The 21,795-nt window shown below is 52.3% G+C and carries 17 protein-coding genes and 1 tRNA gene; 10 read left to right on the forward strand and 8 right to left on the reverse strand.

All coding sequences use genetic code 11. From position 1 onward, the window contains the following. Positions 1 to 3: 3 nt before the first annotated feature. From ACJJIY_RS21000 to ACJJIY_RS21010, 3 genes are all read right to left on the reverse strand, one after another. The gene (locus ACJJIY_RS21000; protein WP_445358755.1) at positions 4 to 1,026 is read right to left on the reverse strand and encodes a segregation and condensation protein A; all 1,023 of its coding nucleotides are present in this window, start codon (positions 1,024 to 1,026) and stop codon (positions 4 to 6) included. Positions 1,027 to 1,079: 53 nt separating this feature from the next. Continuing rightward, a complete protein-coding gene (locus ACJJIY_RS21005) occupies positions 1,080 to 1,703 on the reverse strand; it encodes an L-threonylcarbamoyladenylate synthase (RefSeq protein ID WP_282933701.1) in 624 nt (207 codons plus the stop codon). Between the two features lie 92 nt (positions 1,704 to 1,795). Further along, complete coding sequence (locus ACJJIY_RS21010) at positions 1,796 to 2,752, reverse strand: PHP domain-containing protein (RefSeq protein ID WP_445358756.1); 957 nt, start codon at positions 2,750 to 2,752, stop codon at positions 1,796 to 1,798. 196 nt (positions 2,753 to 2,948) lie between these two features. Here ACJJIY_RS21010 and ACJJIY_RS21015 point away from each other — a divergent pair, with 196 nt between their 5' ends. The 7 genes from ACJJIY_RS21015 to rlmB all read left to right on the forward strand — a co-directional run bounded on the left by ACJJIY_RS21015 (position 2,949) and on the right by rlmB (position 7,871). Continuing rightward, positions 2,949 to 3,668, forward strand: coding sequence for a VC0807 family protein (locus ACJJIY_RS21015; protein ID WP_282933704.1), 720 nt, complete (start codon positions 2,949 to 2,951; stop codon positions 3,666 to 3,668). A gap of 34 nt (positions 3,669 to 3,702) precedes the next feature. Then, entirely contained in the window at positions 3,703 to 4,002 is a 300-nt protein-coding gene (locus ACJJIY_RS21020; RefSeq protein WP_108734042.1) for a YciI family protein, read from the forward strand. Between the two features lie 30 nt (positions 4,003 to 4,032). Further along, a complete protein-coding gene (locus ACJJIY_RS21025) occupies positions 4,033 to 4,713 on the forward strand; it encodes a TIGR04211 family SH3 domain-containing protein (RefSeq protein ID WP_444896521.1) in 681 nt (226 codons plus the stop codon). 157 nt (positions 4,714 to 4,870) lie between these two features. Next, complete coding sequence (locus ACJJIY_RS21030) at positions 4,871 to 5,461, forward strand: peptidylprolyl isomerase (protein WP_444898217.1); 591 nt, start codon at positions 4,871 to 4,873, stop codon at positions 5,459 to 5,461. Positions 5,462 to 5,464: 3 nt separating this feature from the next. After that, positions 5,465 to 6,223, forward strand: coding sequence for a pyridoxine 5'-phosphate synthase (locus tag ACJJIY_RS21035; protein WP_444896520.1), 759 nt, complete (start codon positions 5,465 to 5,467; stop codon positions 6,221 to 6,223). After that, entirely contained in the window at positions 6,223 to 7,092 is an 870-nt protein-coding gene (locus ACJJIY_RS21040; RefSeq protein WP_444896519.1) for a Rossmann-like and DUF2520 domain-containing protein, read from the forward strand. The genes ACJJIY_RS21035 and ACJJIY_RS21040 overlap by 1 nt, the downstream gene beginning before the upstream one ends. After that, complete coding sequence (gene rlmB, locus ACJJIY_RS21045) at positions 7,089 to 7,871, forward strand: 23S rRNA (guanosine(2251)-2'-O)-methyltransferase RlmB (protein WP_282933708.1); 783 nt, start codon at positions 7,089 to 7,091, stop codon at positions 7,869 to 7,871. The genes ACJJIY_RS21040 and rlmB overlap by 4 nt, the downstream gene beginning before the upstream one ends. A 356-nt stretch (positions 7,872 to 8,227) precedes the next feature. Here rlmB and guaA read toward each other — a convergent pair whose 3' ends face one another. Both guaA and guaB read right to left on the reverse strand, forming a co-directional pair. Beyond that, positions 8,228 to 9,805, reverse strand: a complete 1,578-nt coding sequence (gene guaA / locus ACJJIY_RS21050) for a glutamine-hydrolyzing GMP synthase (protein ID WP_444893162.1) — start codon at positions 9,803 to 9,805, stop codon at positions 8,228 to 8,230. A 100-nt stretch (positions 9,806 to 9,905) separates the two neighbouring features. Further along, the gene (gene guaB / locus ACJJIY_RS21055; protein WP_108734048.1) at positions 9,906 to 11,393 is read right to left on the reverse strand and encodes an IMP dehydrogenase; all 1,488 of its coding nucleotides are present in this window, start codon (positions 11,391 to 11,393) and stop codon (positions 9,906 to 9,908) included. A gap of 174 nt (positions 11,394 to 11,567) precedes the next feature. Here guaB and xseA point away from each other — a divergent pair, with 174 nt between their 5' ends. Next, positions 11,568 to 12,920, forward strand: a complete 1,353-nt coding sequence (gene xseA / locus ACJJIY_RS21060; protein WP_444896518.1) for an exodeoxyribonuclease VII large subunit — start codon at positions 11,568 to 11,570, stop codon at positions 12,918 to 12,920. Between the two features lie 73 nt (positions 12,921 to 12,993). Next, entirely contained in the window at positions 12,994 to 15,294 is a 2,301-nt protein-coding gene (locus tag ACJJIY_RS21065; protein WP_444896517.1) for a transporter substrate-binding domain-containing protein, read from the forward strand. Positions 15,295 to 15,308: 14 nt separating this feature from the next. On the opposite strand, the gene ACJJIY_RS21070 is transcribed toward ACJJIY_RS21065, so the two are convergent. The 3 genes from ACJJIY_RS21070 to ftsH form a co-directional block, all read right to left on the reverse strand. Beyond that, positions 15,309 to 16,286, reverse strand: a complete 978-nt coding sequence (locus tag ACJJIY_RS21070) for an NAD(P)H-quinone oxidoreductase (RefSeq protein WP_444896516.1) — start codon at positions 16,284 to 16,286, stop codon at positions 15,309 to 15,311. A 203-nt stretch (positions 16,287 to 16,489) separates the two neighbouring features. After that, a complete protein-coding gene (locus tag ACJJIY_RS21075; RefSeq protein ID WP_444896515.1) occupies positions 16,490 to 18,787 on the reverse strand; it encodes a TonB-dependent receptor in 2,298 nt (765 codons plus the stop codon). A 588-nt stretch (positions 18,788 to 19,375) separates the two neighbouring features. Then, a complete protein-coding gene (ftsH, locus tag ACJJIY_RS21080; RefSeq protein ID WP_445358757.1) occupies positions 19,376 to 21,349 on the reverse strand; it encodes an ATP-dependent zinc metalloprotease FtsH in 1,974 nt (657 codons plus the stop codon). 361 nt (positions 21,350 to 21,710) lie between these two features. Here ftsH and ACJJIY_RS21085 point away from each other — a divergent pair. Continuing rightward, positions 21,711 to 21,787 (forward strand) — tRNA-Arg (locus ACJJIY_RS21085). Positions 21,788 to 21,795: the final 8 nt, after the last annotated feature.

Raw genomic sequence — 21,795 nt, forward strand, 5'->3', positions numbered from 1 at the left:
TTTCTAACTCGAATACATTTCCGACGCTTTATCCGAGGCCTCTACAGCGCCCTCTGGATCTTCAACCTCTTCGAGAGTCTGATCCTCAAGCTCGCTGTCAGCACCGTCTTCGCTTTCACTGCTGTGGGTAGCAGCGCGAGCGCGCACGTGGATCGGGCCAAAAGCTTCATTCTGCACCAGCTCCACCAGTGACTCTTTTACCAGCTCCATCACTGCCAGGAAGGTCACTACGACACCGAGGCGACCCTCCTCAACGGTAAACAGGCTTACAAAGGGCACAAACTGGCCGTGGCGGATCTTATCCAGCACCTGGGTCATACGTTCGCGGGTGGACAACTTCTCCCGCTCAACCTGGTGGCTCTCAAACATATCCGCACGCCGCAGCACATCAGCCAGGGCGACCAGGACTTCTTTCAAGTCAATTTCAGGGTCGGGGCGTGTGATACTGCGATCGGGAGCCTCTGCATTGGCCTGATGGACATCCCGGCCAACACGGGGGATTTCATCGAGATCCTCAGCCGCAGTTTTGAAACGCTCATACTCCTGCAAACGGCGAATCAGAGCCGCCCGGGGGTCCTCGCCTTCTTCCTCCTCCGCTTCAGGCGGTCGCGGCAACAGCATCCGCGACTTTATTTCCGCCAACATAGCGGCCATTACCAGATACTCGGCGGCCAAGTCAAAGCGAATTGCCGTCATCATCTCCACATACGCCATATATTGATGGGTAATGTCGGAGACGTTGATCTCGAGAATATCCAGGTTTTGGCGGCGAATCAGGTATAGCAGGAGATCCAGAGGCCCCTCGAAAGCCTCCAGAACAACTTCCAAAGCATCTGGTGGAATAAAGAGATCCTGCGGGAGGTCGTTAAAGATTTCGCCCTGCACCAAGGCCAGGGGGGAATCCTCATCCGAGTCCTGGCCCTGCGATTCCGCATTGCCAGCCTGGGCAGAAGCTTCATCATCGCTCGCCGCAACCTCGGCCAGCACTTGCTCCTCGACCTCTGCTAGTAACTCATCACTGGACACCCTGCCCCACCCTCAATCGTGCAAACGCGCGATTATACACGGCGCCGCAGCTTTCAGCCGAGTATTTCGTCAGTTGCCCCACATCCCTGACGAATCAGTTGGGGCTCATCACCCGTCAGGTCGATCACGGTGGTGGGCTCCAACCCGCAGAAACCGCCATCGATAACCAATTCCACCTGGTGCTCCAGGGTATCGCGGATATCGTAAGGTTCGGTTAGGGGCTGTTCTTCGCCGGGCATAATCAGGCTACAGCTCATCAACGGCTCGCCCAATTCTTCAATCAGGGCCAGGGCGATGGGATTATCCGGCACGCGAATACCGATGGTCTTGCGCTTCGGATGAATTAACCTGCGCGGCACCTCGGCGGTCGCCGGCATAATAAAGGTATAGGAACCCGGCGTATGATTCTTTAACAACCTAAACATCTGGTTGTCGACCTTGGCATAGGTCGCCAGCTCCGATAGGTCTCGGCACATCAATGTGAAGTTGTGCTGCTTGTCCAGCTGGCGCACTCCTCGAATACGCTCAACCGCCAGCTTCTCTCCCAGTCGACAGCCTATGGCGTAAGCTGAATCGGTGGGAAAAACAATAACGCCCCCTTGGGCGACGATCTCTGCTGCCTGAGTGATCAGGCGGCCTTGAGGATTATCCGGATGAATCTGAAAAAACTGCGCCACAAAGCCCCCCAAAAGCCTTACCGATTGAAAATACCTCACTGCCATCCACCAGGCTTAAAGCCGGACGATGGCCCCCAATTCACAAGCCGGAATTAGGGCAGCGAAACGTGACCCCGCTGTTCCCGGTGCAGAGTGTGCCACAGATTCCACACCGGCTCGACGTCTGCGGGCAACCTGACACAACCCAATTCACGCCAGGGCTGCTCCGGCTGGTGAAAATCGCTGCCAAGAGAGCAATATGGCATTGATTTGCCCGCCGCTTCCGCAGCCGAGAGTAACAATTTCTTTAACTCTCGGGTCTGTGTCGGGTTTTGCCGACCGCACAGCAACTCTATCGCATCCCCATTTTTTTCAAGAAAGGCTCCCAGCAGTCGCAATAACTGGGTGCGGGTCAATCCGTACTTAAGCGGGTGGGCCAATACAGCACAACCGCCGGCACTGTGAATAGTGGCGATGGTCTCACTCAACTGGGGCCACTCAACTCTCACATCTCCTACTTTGCCAGCCCCCAGGTAACGCTTAAACGCCTTACCGGTATTGTCTATATGCCCAGCTTCCACCAGCCATCGTGCGAAATGGGGCCTACCCAATACCGAGTCGCCCGCCAGGGCACGTCCACCCTCCAAGGCACCGCTAAAGCCGCGTTTTTCCAGCTTCTCCGCGATACGCTCTGCCCGCTCCTCGCGCAACTGTTCACGCAGCTGAATGGCTTCTTGCAAAGGCCCCGATTCGGGATTGATGTTCAGGCCTACAATATGTACGGGTCTGCGCCCCCAAAGACTGGAGAACTCAATCCCCGCCACCACATCTACGCCCAAACAGTCACCTTCCTGTTGAGCCTCAGGCACACCATCCACCGTATCGTGGTCGGTCAGGGCGAGCATCGTCACACCTTGGGATTTCGCTCTCGACACCAGCTGCGCAGGACTTAAAATACCGTCAGACGCGGTACTGTGGCAGTGCAGATCTACCAGGTCTGTATTCAAATCGGCTGAAAGGGTCTTCAACAACAGGCTCTCACTCAGTTCGACGATGAAAAAGATCGCCATATCCGTCTTTTCAGGAACAATCGCCCTATTGCGCTGTCTATGCGGCACTCGGCGTTTTCAGGGATAAGGCCCGAACTAGCAGTCACTCACAGGTGACTCGCCAGGGCCGAAGTCTGACAGTAGTTTTGTCAGCGGGGAAATTGAACGGGCTATCAGCCCCATCAGTTTCCAGCGGGCATTATCACCGGAATTGAGTATGACCGAAACGAATTCGACCACGACATCTCCCGAGAAGCCTAAAAAGGAAGGGTTTCTCAGCAATATCGCCTTCAATGTCATTATTCCGACATTGATACTGACCAAACTTTCCGGGGATGACTGGTTGGGCCCAACCTGGGCATTGATAGTGGCCCTGGCCTTCCCACTGGGTTATGGCCTTCGCGACCTGCTGCGCCTGGGCAAGGTCAATTTCTTCTCAGCCCTCGGATTTATTGGCATCCTGCTCACTGGCGGCATCAGCTTGCTCAAGCTGGACCCGCAGTATATTGCGATTAAGGAAGCTGCAATCCCTGGCCTACTGGGTGTTGCCACGGCACTATCCGTTTATACCCGCTGGCCGCTGGTCAAAACCCTGCTTTACAACGATCAAATTCTGAATACGACAAAAATCGCCGAGTCATTACAGGCCAATGGTAACCAGCCAGCCTTCGACCGCACCTTGCGCCAGACTTCGTGGATCGTTGCCGGGTCATTCTTTTTCTCCTCGGCACTGAATTACATTCTCGCCAAAATGATCGTTACCAGCCCGCCGGGCACAGAGGCCTATAACACCGAACTTGGCGAAATGACCGCCTATGGATATCTGGTTATTGCGATCCCATCAACCCTGATTCTGATGGGTGCACTCTTTTTCCTGTTCTCCCGTATCGGCAAGCTGACCGGGTTGAAACTGGAAGAAGTGATGGTTGCGCAATAACACCTTAAAAAAACTAACAAGAGCATTAAAAACAATGTGGTACGCAATCATCAGTGAAGATGTTAGCGATAGTCTCCCTTTACGCAAAAAAGCCCGCGCCGGTCATTTGGCCCGGCTCAACCTTCTAAAAGATGAAGGCCGCCTCCTGGCCGCCGGCCCAAACCCCAGCATCGACAGCGAAGAGCCCGGTGAAGCTGGCTTTACCGGCAGCCTGGTAATTGCTGAGTTCCCCTCTTTGGAAGAGGCCAAAGCCTGGGCTGACAGTGACCCCTATATCGAAGCTGGCGTCTATGCATCGGTTACAGTCAAGCCCTACAAGCTTGTACTGCCCTGATAAAAACTCTAACTAACAAGCTGCATCACAATGAAGAAATTACTGTCCGGTGTGCTCGCTGTAGCGCTGTTGAACTCAGCACCAGCAGCACTTGCAGCGGAGACCCGCTATATTACCGACCAACTTCACGTGCCCATGCGCTCTGGCAAAGGCAATGAATTCCGGATTCTGCACCGCGGCCTGGCCAGTGGTACCGAGCTGGCTCTGCTCGAAGATGCCGCCTCGGACGGCTGGGCAAAAGTGCGCACCCCCAACGGCACTGAGGGCTGGATCAGACGCCAATACCTTGTCAGTGAGCCCGTGGCAAAACTAAAGCTGGCAACCGCAGAAGCCAACCTGGCCCGCTTTGAAAAAATGGAAGGTAATCTGGGGGGTGAAGTTCGCCGGTTGGAGACAGAAAACGGCGAACTGAATAGCGCCCTGACCTCTGCCCAGCAGCAGAGCCAGGAATTGGCCGCCGAACTCAAGAGCCTGAAGTCCCTTTCTGCCGACGCAATTTCGCTCAACGATCGCCATCAAAAGCTCCTGCATCAGTACGAGTTGCTGAAACAGGAAAAAAGCATGGCGGAAGCGGAAATTCAGCGCCTATCCGGTAGCGATGCCCGCAAATGGCAATTGTATGGTGCCCTATCCGTTGCATTAGGCGCTATTCTGGCGATGATTGCCCCCCATGTGCGCCCGCGCAAACGCAATTCCGAGTGGGCCAACTGATCTCCCTCGCTACAACCAAAATCGCTTACTATACGACTGCGGGAGTGCTGAGAAGCACCCCGCAGGCAGCGATACCCAAATATTTATCCTTTCTCTTTATCCATACGCTGACACAGTAGTAAACCGATTGACCCCGGACATTCAAAGGACACGGATGATGCGTAAGTTACTCACTTTTCTTTTTTGTACTCTGTTCAGTCTTCCAATATTTGCTCAAAACCCTCAGGTGGAGCTTAAGACCGACTTGGGCATTATTCGCGTCGAGCTGTTCCCCAAGAAAGCTCCTGTCACAGTAGAGAATTTCCTCACCTATACCGATAGCGGCTTCTATGATGGCATTATTTTTCACCGCGTTGTGCCAGGATTTGTCGTCCAGGCTGGGGGCTTCACTTTCGACTTCCAGAAGAAAGAAACTCGCGACGCTATCGCCAATGAATCAGCTAACGGACTGCAAAACCTGCGCGGCACTCTCTCCATGGCACGGACCAACAACCCCGATAGCGCCACGTCTCAGTTTTTTATAAACCTAGTCGATAACACCCGCCTGGATGCCAGCGAGAACAAGCCTGGCTACGCGGTTTTTGGCAAGGTTATCGAGGGTATGGATATCGTAGAAAAAATCGAACAGGAACCCCGCGGCCTCTATCGCCAACACCCAGAGGCCCCCAACATTCCAATCCGCATACTTTCAGCAAAACGAGTTACCTCCAGCGACAACAGTGTCGCTGAACACAGCAAGGGAGAATAAGCAGTGATAGCTCTCAGTGTAAACCTCAATAAAATCGCCTTAATTCGCAATTCCCGCGAAGGCAACTTTCCCGATGTGGTCGCCCACGGGCGCACTTGCCTCGACGCCGGAGCCCAGGGGCTGACCGTACACCCCCGTCCAGACCAACGACATATTCGCCCCGGCGACGTGCGCGACCTGGCAGAACTCTGCGCCAGCCGCAAGAACATAGAATTCAACGTTGAAGGCAACCCCTTCGCCGCTCCCCTGGGGGACTACCCCGGCCTCATACCACTGGTTTTGGAAACCAAACCAGACCAATGCACTTTGGTTCCCGACACCAATGATCAGCTCACGTCTGATCACGGCTTTGACCTCAAGCAAGATGGCGATCGATTAGTTCCGATAATTGATCAACTTAAAAATGCCGGAATACGTGTCAGTCTGTTTATGGATCCAGACCTGGACCAAATCAGCCTGGCCAAACAGGTCGGTGCTGACCGTATTGAACTCTACACAGGCCCCTATGCCGAAGCCGTAACCAAACAGAGCCCAGAGCTGGAAACAATTTTTTCTGCCCACTGTGCCGCCGCTGAGCACGCACATCAGTTGGGGCTGGGGATTAATGCCGGCCATGACCTCAACCTGGTTAACCTACCGCGCTATCGCACATTACCGGGCTTGCAGGAAGTCTCCATAGGCCACGCCTTTACTGTCGATGCTATCAGCATGGGCCTGGAGAATGCCGTTAACGCCTACGTCGACTGCCTCGCTGGTAGCTGATGCAAAGCCTCAATATTATTGGCGCAGGTCGCCTTGGTAAAACCCTGGGGCGGCTGTGGCAGGAGAGCGGTGTATTTGGGGTGCAGTCAATTTATAACCGCAGTCTCGAGAGTGGACAAAGTGCCTGTCGATTTATCGGTGCAGGCAATGCTGTTGATTCCCTCTCAGCAATGCCGTCAGCAGACCTATGGCTGATTGGTTGTATCGATAGTGAAATCGCTATATTTGCGCAGAGGCTTGCCGATAGCGGGCTGGTCGATGAGCGCACTATTATATTCCACTGCAGTGGCGCTCTCAGCTCTAAAGAACTAGCCCCCTTGGGACCCGCCCTGGTTGCCAGTGCCCACCCGGTCCACAGTTTTGCCGAACCGGAAACCTCGCTGCAAACATTTGCCAAAACCAGCGTCGCTGTCGAAGGGGATAGTCATGCGGTAGAGGTTATTTCTGCGGCTTTTGCAGCCATTGGCTGTGAAACACTGGCTATTGATCCCCTTAACAAGTCTCTGTACCACGCTGGGTCAGTGATCGCCTCCAACTACCTCACCACCCTAATGGACCTGAGTTTACAGAGCTTTGCAGCCGCCGGCATAGAGCGGGACAGCGCTCTTCGCCTGCTGGCGCCGATTGTTTCACAGACCCTGCAAAACAATTTGACGCTGGGACCAGAGAGGTCGCTGACAGGCCCCATTGCCAGGGGGGATGTGGAAACCGTTGGTGCCCAGGTGGAAAGCCTTGCTTCAGTAGATAGCCAACTGGCACTTTGCTATCGCCATCTGGGCCTCGCCTGTGTAGAGTTGGCGCGGCGCGGCTCGCTCTCACCTGAGAGCGCAGCCAGATTGATCGAACTGCTGAGTGAGCCAACGCGGTGAAAGACTCCTCCGAATACCTGGAAAAAAAAGCCTTCTTCGATAGCCTCCTTACAATTTATGGGCGCAAGCCTGTACTCGAGGCTCTCGAGGATTTATCTGTACCCGTCCATAAATTACATCTGGCCAGCAGCAACCGGCGCGACCAGCTAATCCAGCGAATGGAAACCCTGGCGGAAGAGCGTCAGATTGAAATTGCTTACTGGGATCGCAAGGGCCTGTCCCGGATTTCGAAGAATTCCCGTCAGGACCAAGGTGTAGCCCTCGACCTGGCCCTGCCACACTACGGCAGAGCGGAGGACTTTTTACAGAAGGTTGCAGCCCCAGAGCACAAAAACACCTATGAACTTCTGGCCCTGGATGGCATAACCAACCCTCAAAACCTGGGCATGATTATTCGCTCAGCCTGTGCCGGCGGCATTGATGGAATCATCCTGCCAAAGAAAGGCTGTGCACAGATAGACCCCCTCGTTATCAAAGCCAGCACAGGCACCCTGTTTAAAACCCGGGTTTTGCGCTGTGACAAATTGGCAGCTACCCTGGGGGAGTTCCGCGAAGCGGGGGCTCAGGTTTGCGGGCTGTCATCCCACGCCCAGACGACCTTAAAAGAGGTCTCCAGTAAAGTCTCCACAATTTTTGTGCTGGGCAATGAAACCCGCGGTGTTAGCGATGCCGTCGCAGCTCAGTGCAATGAACTGGTGCGTATCCCCATGCAAAACGATGTGGAAAGCTTGAATGTGGCGGTCACGGCCGCACTAATTAGCTTCCGTCGAGAAATCTAACTCTGCCCCTGTGGGAGGTGCCCGCCTCCCACTCCCTCAACTTATCCCACGAGTTCAATCCCAATCTAACCAGGATTATCCACTACCCACAGATTCTGTGGATATCTCTGTGACTAACTTAGAGTAGTAGGCCGCAAAGGCCCGCCATTTGGTCTATGTGACAATATGAAGAAAAAATAAACAACCCGGGAAACGCTCAAAAAATCAACGAGTTAGAGAAAACTTAGCTAAGCGTTTAGCGACAATCCGTACCAATTAAAGATCGAATAGAGAGAAGGGGCCGTTGTGGAAAATGAGACGCGAAGCCCAAAACAAAAAAAGAAAGGGGTGCTAAGCACCCCCTCTCGATTCTGCAGTTACTCCCACTCAATTGTCGCGGGAGGCTTGCTGGAAACGTCGTAGACCACACGAGAGATGTGCTCTATCTCATTGATAATGCGGTTCGAAACCTTCTCAATCAGCTCATAGGGGAGATGCGCCCAACGCGCTGTCATAAAGTCCACAGTCTCTACCGCGCGAAGAGCAACCACGTATTCATATCGACGGCCATCACCGACAACACCCACAGATTTTACCGGAAGGAATACGGCAAAGGCCTGGCTGGTCTTGTGATACCAATCGGCGTTGTGCAGCTCCTCGATAAAGATCGCATCTGCCTCTCGCAGAATATCGGCATACTCCCGCTTTACCTCACCGAGAATCCGCACGCCCAGACCCGGTCCCGGGAAAGGGTGACGGTAAACCATGTCGTAAGGCAGGCCCAGCTCCAGGCCGATCTTACGAACCTCGTCTTTGAACAGTTCACGCAGGGGCTCTACCAGCTCAAACTGCATATCCTCTGGTAAACCGCCCACATTGTGGTGAGACTTAATCACATGGGCCTTGCCGGTTTTTGCGGCGGCAGACTCAATAACGTCTGGGTAAATAGTGCCCTGAGCCAGGAATTTCACGTCCTGTAACTTGGAAGCTTCGCGATCAAAAATCTCAATAAAGGTATTACCAATGATTTTGCGCTTGGCCTCAGGGTCTTTTTCACCTTGGAGGCGCCCAAGGAAATCCTCTTCCGCATCAGAACGGATAACGCGGACGCCCATATTGTCGGCGAACATCTGCATTACCTGGTCGCCTTCGTTTTTACGCAGAAGGCCATTATCTACAAATACGCAGGTCAGCTGATCGCCAATAGCCTTGTGCAGCAAAGCGGCTACCACAGAGCTGTCGACACCACCGGATAAACCGAGCAGCACCTTGCCCTCGCCCACCTGATCGCGGACTTTAGCAATAGAGTCTTCAATAATGTTCGCGGGAGTCCAGAGCTTCTCACACCCGCAAATATCAATCACAAAGTGCTCATAAATACGCATGCCTTGCAGGGTATGAGTCACTTCCGGGTGGAACTGTACACCGAAGAAATTCTTCTCAGCGTGGTACATACCGGCAATTGGGCAGGAATCGGTGGAAGCCAGCAGTTCAAAGCCCTCAGGCATCGCCACTACCTTGTCGCCGTGACTCATCCAAACATCCAGTAGGGAACTGCCATCATCAGCGATATGATCTTTGATATCGCTCAACAGGTTGGATTGGCCTTCAACTTTTACCTGGGCATAGCCGAATTCGCGAATATCGCTGCCCTGTACGGTGCCTCCAAGCTGATGGGCCATGGTCTGCATGCCATAGCAAATGCCCAGTACCGGCACGCCCAGGTTATAAACCGCTTCCGGCGCGCGCGGGGAGCCCTCCTCCGGTACCGACTCGGGGCCGCCGGCGAGAATAATGCCCTTGGGCTGATACTCACGAATTTCCTCTTCGGTCATATCGAAAGCGCGAATTTCAGAAAATACGCCTAGCTCGCGGACACGGCGGGCAATCAATTGTGTGTACTGGGACCCGAAGTCGAGAATGAGTATTCGGCTGGAATGGATATCTTGGCTCATGACTTACTCGATAACTGGATTAAATAACGGCAAACGGACCTTAAAGGTCCGTTTGCTGCTTGTTCCGTCTAAATTTTTTCACCTGGAGAAGGTCGAAGGCTTAGCGTCGGCCCACCGGGTAGTTGGGGGCTTCTTTGGTAATTTGAACGTCGTGGACATGGGACTCACCCATACCGGCTGCCGTGACCCGCACAAACTCAGGACGAGTGCGCATGGTCTCAATATCAACACTGCCGGTGTAACCCATGGCTGAACGCAAACCACCCATCATCTGGTGAACAATGGCTGACAGCGGGCCTTTATAAGGCACTCGACCTTCGATACCTTCCGGCACCAGTTTTTCAGCGCCCTTGCTCGCATCCTGGAAATAGCGATCGGAAGAACCCTGGGTGCGAGACATAGCACCGAGAGAACCCATCCCACGATAGGACTTGTAAGTACGGCCCTGATAGAGCTCAACTTCGCCCGGCGCCTCTTCGGTACCGGCGAACATGGAACCCATCATAACTGATGAGGCGCCGGCAACAATTGCCTTGGAGATATCGCCGGAGTAACGGATACCACCGTCGGCGATCATGGGCACACCAAATTCTTTAAGGGCTGTGGCAACCTCTGCAATTGCCGTCACCTGGGGTACGCCGATACCCGTTACGATACGGGTGGTACAGATAGAACCCGGGCCAATACCCACTTTAACCGCATCCGCACCGGCCTCAACCAGTGCACGCGCTGCATCAGCCGTAGCAATGTTGCCACCGATCACGTCCACCTGGGGGTGCATTTCCTTAATGCGGCGCACGCGCTCGATCACGTTGCGGGAGTGACCGTGGGCGGTATCTACTACCAGCACATCAACGCCGGCTTCTACCAATGCAGCTACGCGATCATCGGTGTCCGGGCTGGTGCCCACAGACGCGCCCACACGCAGGCGACCGTCGGAATCCTTACAGGAGTTCGGGTACTGCTCTGCTTTGTTAAAGTCTTTAACAGTAATCAGGCCGCGCAACTCAAAGTTGTCGTTAACCACCAGTACCTTTTCGATACGGTGTTTATGCAGCAGTTCGCGTACTTCGTCGGAGCTCGCATCTTCGTGGGCCGTCACCAGACGCTCTTTCGGCGTCATGATGCTGGCGACACTGACATCGAGATCAGTTAAGAAGCGAACGTCGCGGCTGGTAACGATACCTACCAAATCGCCACGATCCATTACCGGCACACCGGAAATATTGTGGTGACTGGTCAGCGCGATCAACTCGCGCACAGTGGCATCGGACTCAATAGTAATAGGGTCTTTTACAACACCGGCTTCAAACTTCTTCACCGCGCGAACGGCAAGAGCTTGCTCTTCTATCGACATACTTTTGTGAATAATGCCGATACCCCCTTCCTGGGCCAACGCAATGGCCAGGCGAGCTTCCGTCACTGTATCCATAGCAGCGGACACAATGGGGATGTTCAGGGTAATGTTGCGGGAGAGTTGGGTTTTTAAACTCACATCCTTGGCCGTGACCTCGGAATATCCGGGCACAAGTAGGACGTCGTCAAAAGTGAGGGCTTCGCGCGCGATGCGCAGATTGGATTCAGACATTGTTGACACTCAAACCTCGAATAGGCGGGATTGGGTATCGGCGCGATTATACCTCTACGCGCCCAAAGCGCAAACATCAATTTGCAGAAAAACGGATTTGTACAGTAAAGCTCTTTACCTATCAGGGCGATACTGCAATATTGCTCCGCCCAATACGCCCGACGAGATTCACCGATGCAGACAATTCCCCCTAGTCAAAATGCCAAGCGCAGCGTGCTGTCGGTCAGTGACCTGAATCGGGAAGTTAAACATCTTCTGGAAAGCAGTGTACCCCTTCTATGGATCAGTGGAGAGATTTCCAATTTTTCCATACCCAGCTCCGGGCACTGGTATTTTAGCCTTAAAGATGCGCGGGCCCAGGTGCGCTGCGCCATGTTTCGCGGTCGCAATCGCAGTGTCGCCTTTCGGCCGCAAAATGGTCGCGAGGTTTTAATCCGGGCCAGGGTGAGCCTGTACGAAGGGCGCGGAGAATTTCAGTTAATCGTTGAGCATATGGAGGAGGCCGGCTTTGGCGCCCTGATGCGCCAGCTGGAACAGCTCAAAGCAAAACTGAATGCTGAGGGCCTGTTCGAAACAAGCAGAAAACGCTCTCTTCCGTTTTTGCCAACCAATATCGGCATTGTCACTTCGCCGACAGGCGCGGCAATACGGGATATGATTCACGTATTGGGCAGGAGACACCCTTCTGCACAAATTGAAATCTGGCCGGTAGCCGTTCAAGGTCAGGGTGCCGCTCAGCAAATCGCGGCAGCGATTGAAAAAGCGGGCCGCAGTGGTCGCCACGATTTATTAATTGTCGGTCGCGGCGGAGGTTCCCTGGAAGACCTGTGGTCTTTTAATGAAGAGATTGTCGCCCGCGCACTGGCCGCAAGTCCTATTCCCACTATTTCTGCAGTCGGCCACGAAACCGATACGACTATTGCAGATTTAGCCGCAGACCTGCGCGCACCCACTCCTTCTGCCGCAGCGGAAATAGCCAGCGCCAATGCTGCAGAAATTTTACAGCGGCTTGACCAGGTCCAGCGCAGATTGCACCGCGCCATGGACAACCAGCTGAAGCATTTATCTCAACAGGTTCAATTGCGACGCAACCGTTTGCGCCACCCCAAGGAGCAGCTCCTCAACCAGGCCCAGCGCCTGGATCATTTGGAGATGCGCCTGGTAGCAGCTTGCCAACAGCAAATCCAAAGTCGCAAATCCCAATTGGATTCCGCCTCCAGAGCTTTTGCCCACAACCTACCGACGCGCCGACTCGACAACAGTAGAAAGCAGTTAATCCAACTCAAGGGAAACCTGGAGCGTGCGATGCAACTGATATTACAGCGCGGCAGCGACAAACTCTCCCACGGGGCCCAATTACTACAAAACATCAGTCCCCTGGCAGTATTGCAGCGAGGCTACGCCATTGTTCTGGATTCAGAAAATCGCGCAATTCGCGATAGTTCAGAACTGGATACCGACCAGCAAGTCCATGTTAAGCTGGCCAAAGGGAACTTCACTGCAGAAGTTAAAACCATCGAAAACTGATTTCTTTAACAATTAAAGAGCGCAAATCAAGCGACACTATAATGGTTGAGGTAAAGTGCCTTCGGAGCAATATATGGATAGTGAATCTACTGCTATCCACCTCAACCAGTGGACCTTGATACTACTTTCAGCACTACTGCTTGCCCTTGCGGCCTGCACGGAACCAGATCGTGAATCTGGAGTAGCCGAATCAGTCACCATGTCAGCTGCCGAAGCGCAGGATGCCGACAAGCGATCAGGGCAACTGCCTGAAGTAACCCCCGCTAAAGAACAGCAAGTCAACTACATCGAAACCGGTGACCTTAGGGACATAAGAAAACACGGCACAATTCGGTTCGTTAATTTAACCGGTGCTTCCGAGGACCTGCTACCTCGTGACGATGTGGTGAGTCTCCGTCACTTCGAACTGGCCAACAAACTGGCAAAACAGTTAAAGCTGGAACCCAAGTGGATAAAAGCTGAAACGCCCGATGACGCGGTGCAAATGCTGATCGATGGCCAGGCAGATGTAATCGCCTATAACCTGACTGTCACTGACGCCCGTGAAGAAATTATTGACTTCACGGTTCCTCTTCGCCATTCGCGGTTAGTACTCGTCACTGGTCCAGAGGGTCCAGATATTTCAGATGCGAGCAAATTAAAGGACCTGGAATTTATTATCCCCGCCGGCTCCTCTATTAAAGAAACTGCAGAGCAACTTGTTGCCGAAAATCCAAACTCAAACCTAACTATTCAAGAAATTGATATCAATGGTAACCGGGATACACTGTTAGATATCATTAACGGTCAAAAGAACCGCGTTGCTATTTTGGAAGATTTTTCAGCCCAGGATTTGCGCAATTACCGCGATGACATGCGGATTGGTGCAGATGTATCTGAAGTACAAAATATTGCCTGGGGCGTACGCAAAGACTCCAAACGCCTGCATACCACTCTCGATAATTTTTTGACCCGCAACCTGGTTAAATCCCAGGAAGAACGCATTACCGATTGGAAGGGTATTAAAAAATCGGGGGTAATCAGGCTACTCACTTACAATGGGCCGACAACCTATTTCTTATGGAAAGGGGTATTAATGGGGTTTGACTACGACCTGGCCCAGGCTTTTGCCAATAAGCACAAACTCCAGCTCCAGGTTATTGTTGTCCCCTACGAAGAAGACCTTGCCGACTGGTTGAGGGCGGGTCGCGGTGACTTTGCCGGGGCCGAACTCAATATTACCAGTGCCCGTGAAGACCAGGGCATGGTATTCACCAAGCCCTATGTCGAATCCACAGACCAAATCGTCAGTGGTAAAGGCAGCCCCCCTATTACCCAGATTCAGGATCTTAATGGCCGTAAATTAACTCTACGCGCCTATTCATCATTTATTGAAACCGCTGAAACACTGAAAGAAGCAGGTATTGATGTCGATATCCGTGTGGCGCCGCCAGATATTTCCCAGTCACAAATCTTCTCATTAATCGCCGACGGGCTGGTAGATGCGACTATATCCCACTCCGGTCGAGCCAAGATTGAGGCATCCGTTCAGCCACAACTGGTACTCGGAACTCTTATCGGTGACCCGCGTCCACAGGGCTGGATGGTATTAAGACAAAATTGGCACCTGTTACAGAACTTGAATAAGTTCTTGAAAAATTACAGAAAAACGAGCCAGTATCAAAAACAATACCAGGCTTATTTTGAGCCGAACAAACGATTTACCCAGCGAGTAAGTTCCCGGGTAATACCGGGAGAAAACCTCTCTCCTTACGATGAGTTGGTGAAGGAATCCGCCTTTAAATACGATTTTGATTGGCGCATGATCGTCGCGCAGATGTGGCAAGAGAGCAATTTCAACCCTAAAGCCGTATCTCCAGTTGGCGCGCAGGGATTGATGCAGGTAATGCCTGCCACAGCCGAGGAAATGGGATTTCCTCCGCCGCTGTTCGAACCTGAAAGAGGTATTAAAGCGGGGGTAAAATATATGGATTGGGTGCGAGATCGCTTCAATCCCGCTTTGCCAACCGTAAATAAACTCTGGTTTACTCTCGCTTCCTACAATGCAGGATACGGCCACTTACTCGATGCCCAACGGCTGGCTAAAGAATTGGGACTGGATCCCAATGTGTGGTTCGACAATGTGGAAGTCGCCATGCTGAAACTGGCCCAGCCCCAATACTTTAAACGGGCGAGATACGGCTATGTGAGAGGCTCCGAGCCCGTGCAGTATGTACGCAATATCAGCAATCTCTACAAAGCCTATGTGGAAATGATGAGCGATGATGTGACAGTCCGCCCACCTCTGCGACGCCTGCCCGGCAAAATCTATTGTGAACCCGGGGATGTGCCTGAGGGCGTTATTCAGCGGATACCCACTTACTCCTCGCCCTAGGCAGCCACAAGTCCTCACAAGGTTAAAACGATTTTTCCGGTGATAGTGCCGGACTCCAGTAATTTATGGGCCTCAACCGCCTGATGCAGAGGAAACTCAGCGGCTAGTTGCGGCCGCACTTTACCCGCTTCAATTAGCGGCCAAACCTTTTGTTCCAGCGATTTCGCAATACCGGCTTTCACTTCTGGCGAGCGCGCCCTCAGAGTTGAGCCGGTCAATGTAAGTCGTTTCAACATCACCGGCATCATATTTACTTCTACTTTAGCGCCAGCCAGGTAGGCAATATTCACGATTCTGCCGTCGTTAGCGGCCACACGAATATTGCTATTGATATAGCTACCGCCCACCATATCCAAGATAACATCAGCTCCGTGATCATCTGTCCTCTCGCGCACAACGGAAACAAAATCTTCATCCCGATAGTTAATCGCCTTCTCCGCTCCCAAAGCCACACAGGCTGCGCATTTATCTTCTGTTCCCGCAGTAGTGAAAACCCGGGCTCCCATTTGATGGGCCAGCTGGATCGCCGTGGTGCCAATGCCAGAGGAACCACCATGGATTAAAATCACCTCGCCCGGTTTTAAACCGGCGCGGTCAAATACATTAGTCCATACGGTGAAAAAAGTTTCCGGCAATGCTGCTGCCTCAACAAGACTAAGGCCTGCGGGGACCGGGAGGCATTGTCCCTCTGGAGCTACTGCATACTCTGCGTAGCCTCCACCATTGGTCAGGGCACAAACTTTATCCCCCACCTGCCAGCACACAACTTTTTCCCCGACTTCAACAACCTCACCAGCCACTTCCAGTCCCAATACCGACGATGCCCCGGGAGGTGCCGGATAAAGCCCTTGGCGCTGCACAAGATCAGGACGATTAACCCCAGCTGCGGCTACACGGATAAGGACTTCGTCTGCGCCGGGAGCAGGCTTATTCATCTCCTGCAATTGCATGACTTCAGGCCCACCAAATGTAGGCAGATCAATAAACCGCATATTTTTCCCCTTTATAGGCTCACTTTTATTGCCACGCCAACTACACAAGAGTACCAAAAATCATCAAGCAATTTTTACTCAACACGCAACCCAATAAAAAACGGCCAGCCCCATCACAACCTTTAATTGTGAAAAGGAACTGGCCGTTTCGAAGTTTGTTAACTTAAAAATATACCCTTTAAGCTAGCAATTTTTAGCTGTAGCTACAGTTCGTAGAGAAATTCAACCCCCATAACACGACCTTTATTCAGTGGGGTAAAGCTGGCACCGATACCGCCTAGTTTCACTGGCAGCTGGGTATCATTGGCCTCATTCACTTCATCAAGCATATTTTTGCCGAATAAAGAAACTGTATATTGGCCGCTATCAGGGGTAAATCCAATACTGAAGTCGAGCATTTCTACTTCAGACAGCATACCCTTGTTATCATCCGTATATGGCGCTTCATCGCGATGATTGTAGTTAATGCGGGAAGTCAGGGTTCCGAGAGAGCCCAGGGACAGGTCATGCACCAACCCTACACCATAAGTCCAAGGTGCCAGGCGAGGAATCTCTAGACCCAGGTCTTTATCATCCACAACACCATCAAAATTCAGGTCACCCAGTACCTTATCGTAATCGCCATCCACATAACCCACATTGAAGGTAAATAGCAGGTTGTCACTCAGTGCCGCCATCGCCTCCAATTCCGCTCCGCGAATAGTGGCATCAGCGGTATTGCGGATAATCTGGGCCACACCAGACAATGCATCAGCGAGATTCTCCTCCCGCTGCATATCATCAATAGTGTTGTGGAATACCGCCATATTGGTGCGCAAACGGCCATCCAGCCAATCTACCTTGGCCCCAACTTCAAAGCTGCTTTGCTCTTCCTGGTCCGTTACCTGCGGGGTGTAGGGCATCCCTGTAGTCGGATCTATACCTGCATTGCGGAAGTTGTATCCTCCACTACGGAATCCCTTAGTCCAGAATGTGTAGAGCTGCGTCTCGTCTGACACAGTCCACTGCAAGCCAACTTTGGGAGTAAAGGCATTCCAGCTTTCACTATCTTCAAAGTCGTAGGCAGCACAACCGTCCAGCGTACAGAGATTCAGTGGAATAGAGGCAATCTTCGCCTCTTTCTCCTCACTCGAGTAGCGTCCACCAAGCGTTAGCACCCAAGCTTCGTCCAAGTCGATATCAGCCTGGGTAAAGAACCCATAAGTACTGTGATCCTGCACACCACCACCGGTCCAATCGAAAATGCCGCCTTCACCGTCGGCCAGTAAACGATTTTCCAAGTAGGTTACATCCTGGGAGAACCAATAGACGCCGGCAGTGATGGCCGTACGACCGAAGCGGCCGGCATAGCGCAACTCATTACTCAACTGGCTCTGGTCCACGCTTGAGTCCGCATGGAAACCGACAAAAGGCAGGGAGTCAATATCCCCCAAGCCCCGCGCCTCATATTCACGCCAAGCCAGGATATTTGTGATGGTACCATCACCGAATTCAACATCTTTATTAAACTCAGTAATGATCTGGGTCCACTCATCTTTTTGATAACCCTCTTCGTCCTGGGCTACCTCAAAAGAGTCCTCACTATTGTCCCAATCAGGAATACCGTAAGCCTCAGCAATCTGGGTCGCGCTGGGATAGGCAATAAAACCGTTTCCAGTATCAACTACATAAGGTTCATTGCCACGGTTTTGAGCGACAACTCCATCGGAGTCCATGCGCCCGTGCTCCATCCGCACAAGCAGTTCTGCCGTTTCATTGAGTTGAACACTAAAGCTTGGGCGAATAAACCAGCTGTCAGAGGCACCGGCATTATCATTGCCGGTGGCAACATTTTCGAACCAGCCACGGTCATCGTTGTAATAAACGGTCAGACGGCCGTTAACATCGTCAGAGATGGCACCATTGATTGAACCCGCAGTCACCACATCCAGATTGTCCGTTGTGGACACCTTGAAGCGAGCAGAGAACTCATCGGTTGGGCGCGCTGTTTTAACAACGACAGCACCACCGGTAACATTACGGCCAAATAATAGGCCCTGGGGACCACGGAGAACTTCGATACCCTCCAGATCAAACACATCGGTAACAACACCCGCATTCACACCGAGGTACATACCATCGACAAAGACCCCAACAGTGGGATCAATTGATGGAATAGAGCTATTCACTCCAAGACCTCGAACAGTGAAATTTGCCGTATTTTTTACAGTACCCACATCCTCCAGCTGGACATTGGGCATTTTGAAAGAAAGGCTTTGTAAATCCTTAGTTTGCAGAGCCTCCAGTTGGTCACCGGAATAAGCGGTAGCCGCTACCGGAACATTCTGAAGTAATTCTGCGTCTGCACGCTTACGGGCTGTTACCTGCACTTCTTCCATAAGGGTGCCGACTGCTCCCTCTGCGGCAAAACTGGGGCTAATACCACTGGCTAACCAAAGAGTTGCTACGGAACAGGCGGAAAGCAGAGCAGAGTGCTGCTTGGGTTTTGACGGACTTCCCATGTTTTCTCTCCATTGTTTTATTTTTTTTATGTACAACAACGGACTTATCGCAATCGGTACTGCCTGGCCCCACCGCTCTACCTCTATAAAGAGGCTCCGACTAAGTGAAGCTCCGATTCAAGACCGCGCTGATAAAGATGCACAGATTTCGTTGTGAATCTGTGACATGGACAGGTTACAGGCTCGCAACCGTGTGTGGAAGTCTATTTAACGTAAATGTCTGTAAAAATAACTCAATTAGTCTGGAAAGTTCTTTCAACTTGAAGAAAAAAATTAATGGGAATGGAAAAAATAAAATTATGCACTATTTAAGGGCGATACCCTAAGTTGCCCTTTTACTTAGAAGATTGATTATTTTCAAAAAAGCCAATGACAATATGTATCTAAACCACCCAAAAAACACAAAACTTTTTGTCTATTTTAAATTGATGCGCTCTCAGCTCTTTTAGATCAGCCTGAAAGTTCCCTTCTATATTTCAGGTTACCGGCAATTCAAAACTAATAAACTCAATTAACCTGGTACATTTAAATACATTAAATTTGACCAATGGGTCCGCCTGAAAAATAAATTTCCATTAAAGCCAGGAGCTATTTCGGCGCAATAGATGTGTCATCATCACCCGCAGCCACATGGGAAAGTATTTCATTTATTTCCGCTGCATCGAGGGTTTCTTTTTCCAAAAGAGCCCCAGCCAATGCATCCAATTTCTTGCGATTTTTTGTCAGCAACTGATCTACTTTCATCTCAATTCCGCTGATCAAAGCAATAATTTCGTCATCAATAATCTCTGAGGTGTGTTCGCTGAAGTCCTTCTGCTGGGCCATCTCACGCCCCAGAAATATATGCTCCTCTCCCCGGCGGAAAGCGACAGGGCCTAATTTTTCACTCATCCCCCAGTGCGTCACCATGTGACGGGCCAGTCGCGTCGCCTGCTTTAAATCTGCCTCTGCACCAGTGCTCACCTCCTTGAATACCACCCGCTCAGCGACCCTCCCTCCAAGCATTACGCCGATACGATCACGGAGATAACTGACCTGCATACTGTGATGCTCTTCGGTGGGAATCTGCTCGGTAGCGCCGAGACTGTGCCCTCTGGGAATAATAGTTGCCTTCTCCAAGGGGTCTGCATTCGGCAATAACGTTGCTACCAGCGCATGTCCCGCTTCGTGGTAGGCGATAATCCGCTTATCCTCTTCACTGATAACCATTTCGCGCTCGCCACCGAGAACCACTTTATCCCTCGCCCTCAATAAACAATCCATATCCACTGCGGACTTATCTTCTCGCCCCGCCAACAGTGCGGCCTCATTAATCAGGTTTTCCAGATCCGCGCCGGCAAAACCCGCGGTCAGGGCCGCGAGCCGCTCCAGATCCACCTTGCCGTGCAATGGGACATCGCGGGAATGAATCTCAAGAATTTCCTTGCGTGCGGCCTTATCTGGAAGGTCCAGAGTAATTTTTCGGTCAAAGCGCCCCGGTCTTAGCAGTGCCGCATCGAGAACGTCGGGCCTGTTGGTTGCCGCAACCACCACCACCGCTTCCTGGGGATCAAAGCCATCCATCTCCCCAAGGATCTGATTGAGCGTCTGCTCCCGCTCATCGTGTCCGCCACCAACACCCGTTCCCCGCGCCCGGCCGACGGAGTCAATCTCATCGATAAAAATAATTGAAGGAGCATCTTTCTTGGCTTCGGCAAACATATCCCGCACACGGGAAGCGCCCACCCCTACAAACATCTCAATAAACTCAGAGCCACTAATACTGAAAAATGGCGCTTCACTTTCACCGGCCAGCGCTTTCGCCATCAGGGTTTTGCCCGTACCGGGAGGCCCCATTAGCAAAATGCCCCGGGGGATCTTCGCTCCGAGCTTGCGATAGTGCTCCGGGTTCTTGAGGTACCCCGCCACTTCTTGCAGGTCCTTCTTCGCATTTGCCAACCCGGCCACATCATCGAAAGTCACCTGGGACTCACTGCGCTCAAACCGCTTTGCTGGTGATCGAGCAAAACCGAAGGGACTGCCGGGAGCCCCACTGGCCATCTTTTCCTGCATTCGCCGCCCCATCCAAACCAGGAGCCCAATAATCAGTATCCAGGGCAGAAGCAGAATCAACATCCGCTGCATAAAGCCCCCTCCCGGGGACTCTGCCAGGATTTCCACTTTCTCCTTTTCCAGCAGGGGGAGCAGATCGGGGTCCTGAACGGAAGGTAGAATGGTTGTGAAGTGCTCAGGCTGTGGAGCCTTTTTTTCTTTCTCGCCAGTGTTTGACGCCGGCAGCTTGCCCGCCTCCGGCTTAAAAGTGCCGCTGACTCTATCCCCCTCGATAACCACGCTGGCAACTTTGCCTTCGGCGACCTCTTTCTTAAAGTCACTGTAAGCTAACTCAGTCCGCTTACCAGAAAGCTGTCCGTTAGTGCAGTACTGTACAGTCAGTATTAAAAGGAAAATCCACAGGAAGTACTGAAGCCAATTCAGCGGCCCTTGCGGAACCGGCTTTCCCGATGGCGGTGAAGGAGACTCCCCCTGCGGCAGCTTTCGCTCTTGGTCCTGCTCGTCCGCCATATATTCTCACTATATCTCTGGAGAAGCCTGCCGCCGGAAGATAGGCCTGGCAATGGGCAATGGAAAAGGTGCGAATCATCGGAATCCCGGTAGAGTAATGAGTATAGTTCGCCGCCAATCACACCGAGGAATTTAATGCCTCGCCCCCGGATAACTGGCGCAATCGGTACTCAAGGCAGTATTTTTCAAAGTAAGGCTTGCAAATTGAGGAAAGGCACGGCAGAATTCGCGCCCTGTCGAGACTGGTCGACCGCTCCCAGAGGGGCCCAGAAACTCGATAAGTTGCGGATTTTTAAGGATTTTTTCCAAAAAGAGGTTGACGGCAACGGATCAACTCTCTATAGTTCGCACCCATAACGACGCGCTCGTAGCTCAGCTGGATAGAGTACCTGGCTACGAACCAGGCGGTCGGAGGTTCGAATCCTCCCGAGCGCGCCATACAAAGA

The sequence above is a fragment of the Microbulbifer maximicatervae (SeqCode) genome, from assembly GCF_052468155.1.

What these genes read in the sequence shown, in the direction of transcription:
- ACJJIY_RS21070 (WP_444896516.1), bottom strand. Translation starts at nt 16,286, where the DNA reads ATGCGGTTTATTGATCTGCCTACATTTGGTGGGCCTGAAGTCATGCAA.
- ACJJIY_RS21075 (WP_444896515.1), bottom strand. Translation starts at nt 18,787, where the DNA reads ATGGGAAGTCCGTCAAAACCCAAGCAGCACTCTGCTCTGCTTTCCGCC.
- ACJJIY_RS21010 (WP_445358756.1), bottom strand. Translation starts at nt 2,752, where the DNA reads ATGGCGATCTTTTTCATCGTCGAACTGAGTGAGAGCCTGTTGTTGAAG.
- ftsH (WP_445358757.1), bottom strand. Translation starts at nt 21,349, where the DNA reads ATGGCGGACGAGCAGGACCAAGAGCGAAAGCTGCCGCAGGGGGAGTCT.
- xseA (WP_444896518.1), top strand. Translation starts at nt 11,568, where the DNA reads ATGCAGACAATTCCCCCTAGTCAAAATGCCAAGCGCAGCGTGCTGTCG.
- guaB (WP_108734048.1), bottom strand. Translation starts at nt 11,393, where the DNA reads ATGTCTGAATCCAATCTGCGCATCGCGCGCGAAGCCCTCACTTTTGAC.
- ACJJIY_RS21065 (WP_444896517.1), top strand. Translation starts at nt 12,994, where the DNA reads ATGGATAGTGAATCTACTGCTATCCACCTCAACCAGTGGACCTTGATA.
- ACJJIY_RS21015 (WP_282933704.1), top strand. Translation starts at nt 2,949, where the DNA reads ATGACCGAAACGAATTCGACCACGACATCTCCCGAGAAGCCTAAAAAG.
- ACJJIY_RS21040 (WP_444896519.1), top strand. Translation starts at nt 6,223, where the DNA reads ATGCAAAGCCTCAATATTATTGGCGCAGGTCGCCTTGGTAAAACCCTG.
- guaA (WP_444893162.1), bottom strand. Translation starts at nt 9,805, where the DNA reads ATGAGCCAAGATATCCATTCCAGCCGAATACTCATTCTCGACTTCGGG.
- ACJJIY_RS21030 (WP_444898217.1), top strand. Translation starts at nt 4,871, where the DNA reads ATGCGTAAGTTACTCACTTTTCTTTTTTGTACTCTGTTCAGTCTTCCA.
- ACJJIY_RS21025 (WP_444896521.1), top strand. Translation starts at nt 4,033, where the DNA reads ATGAAGAAATTACTGTCCGGTGTGCTCGCTGTAGCGCTGTTGAACTCA.
- ACJJIY_RS21020 (WP_108734042.1), top strand. Translation starts at nt 3,703, where the DNA reads ATGTGGTACGCAATCATCAGTGAAGATGTTAGCGATAGTCTCCCTTTA.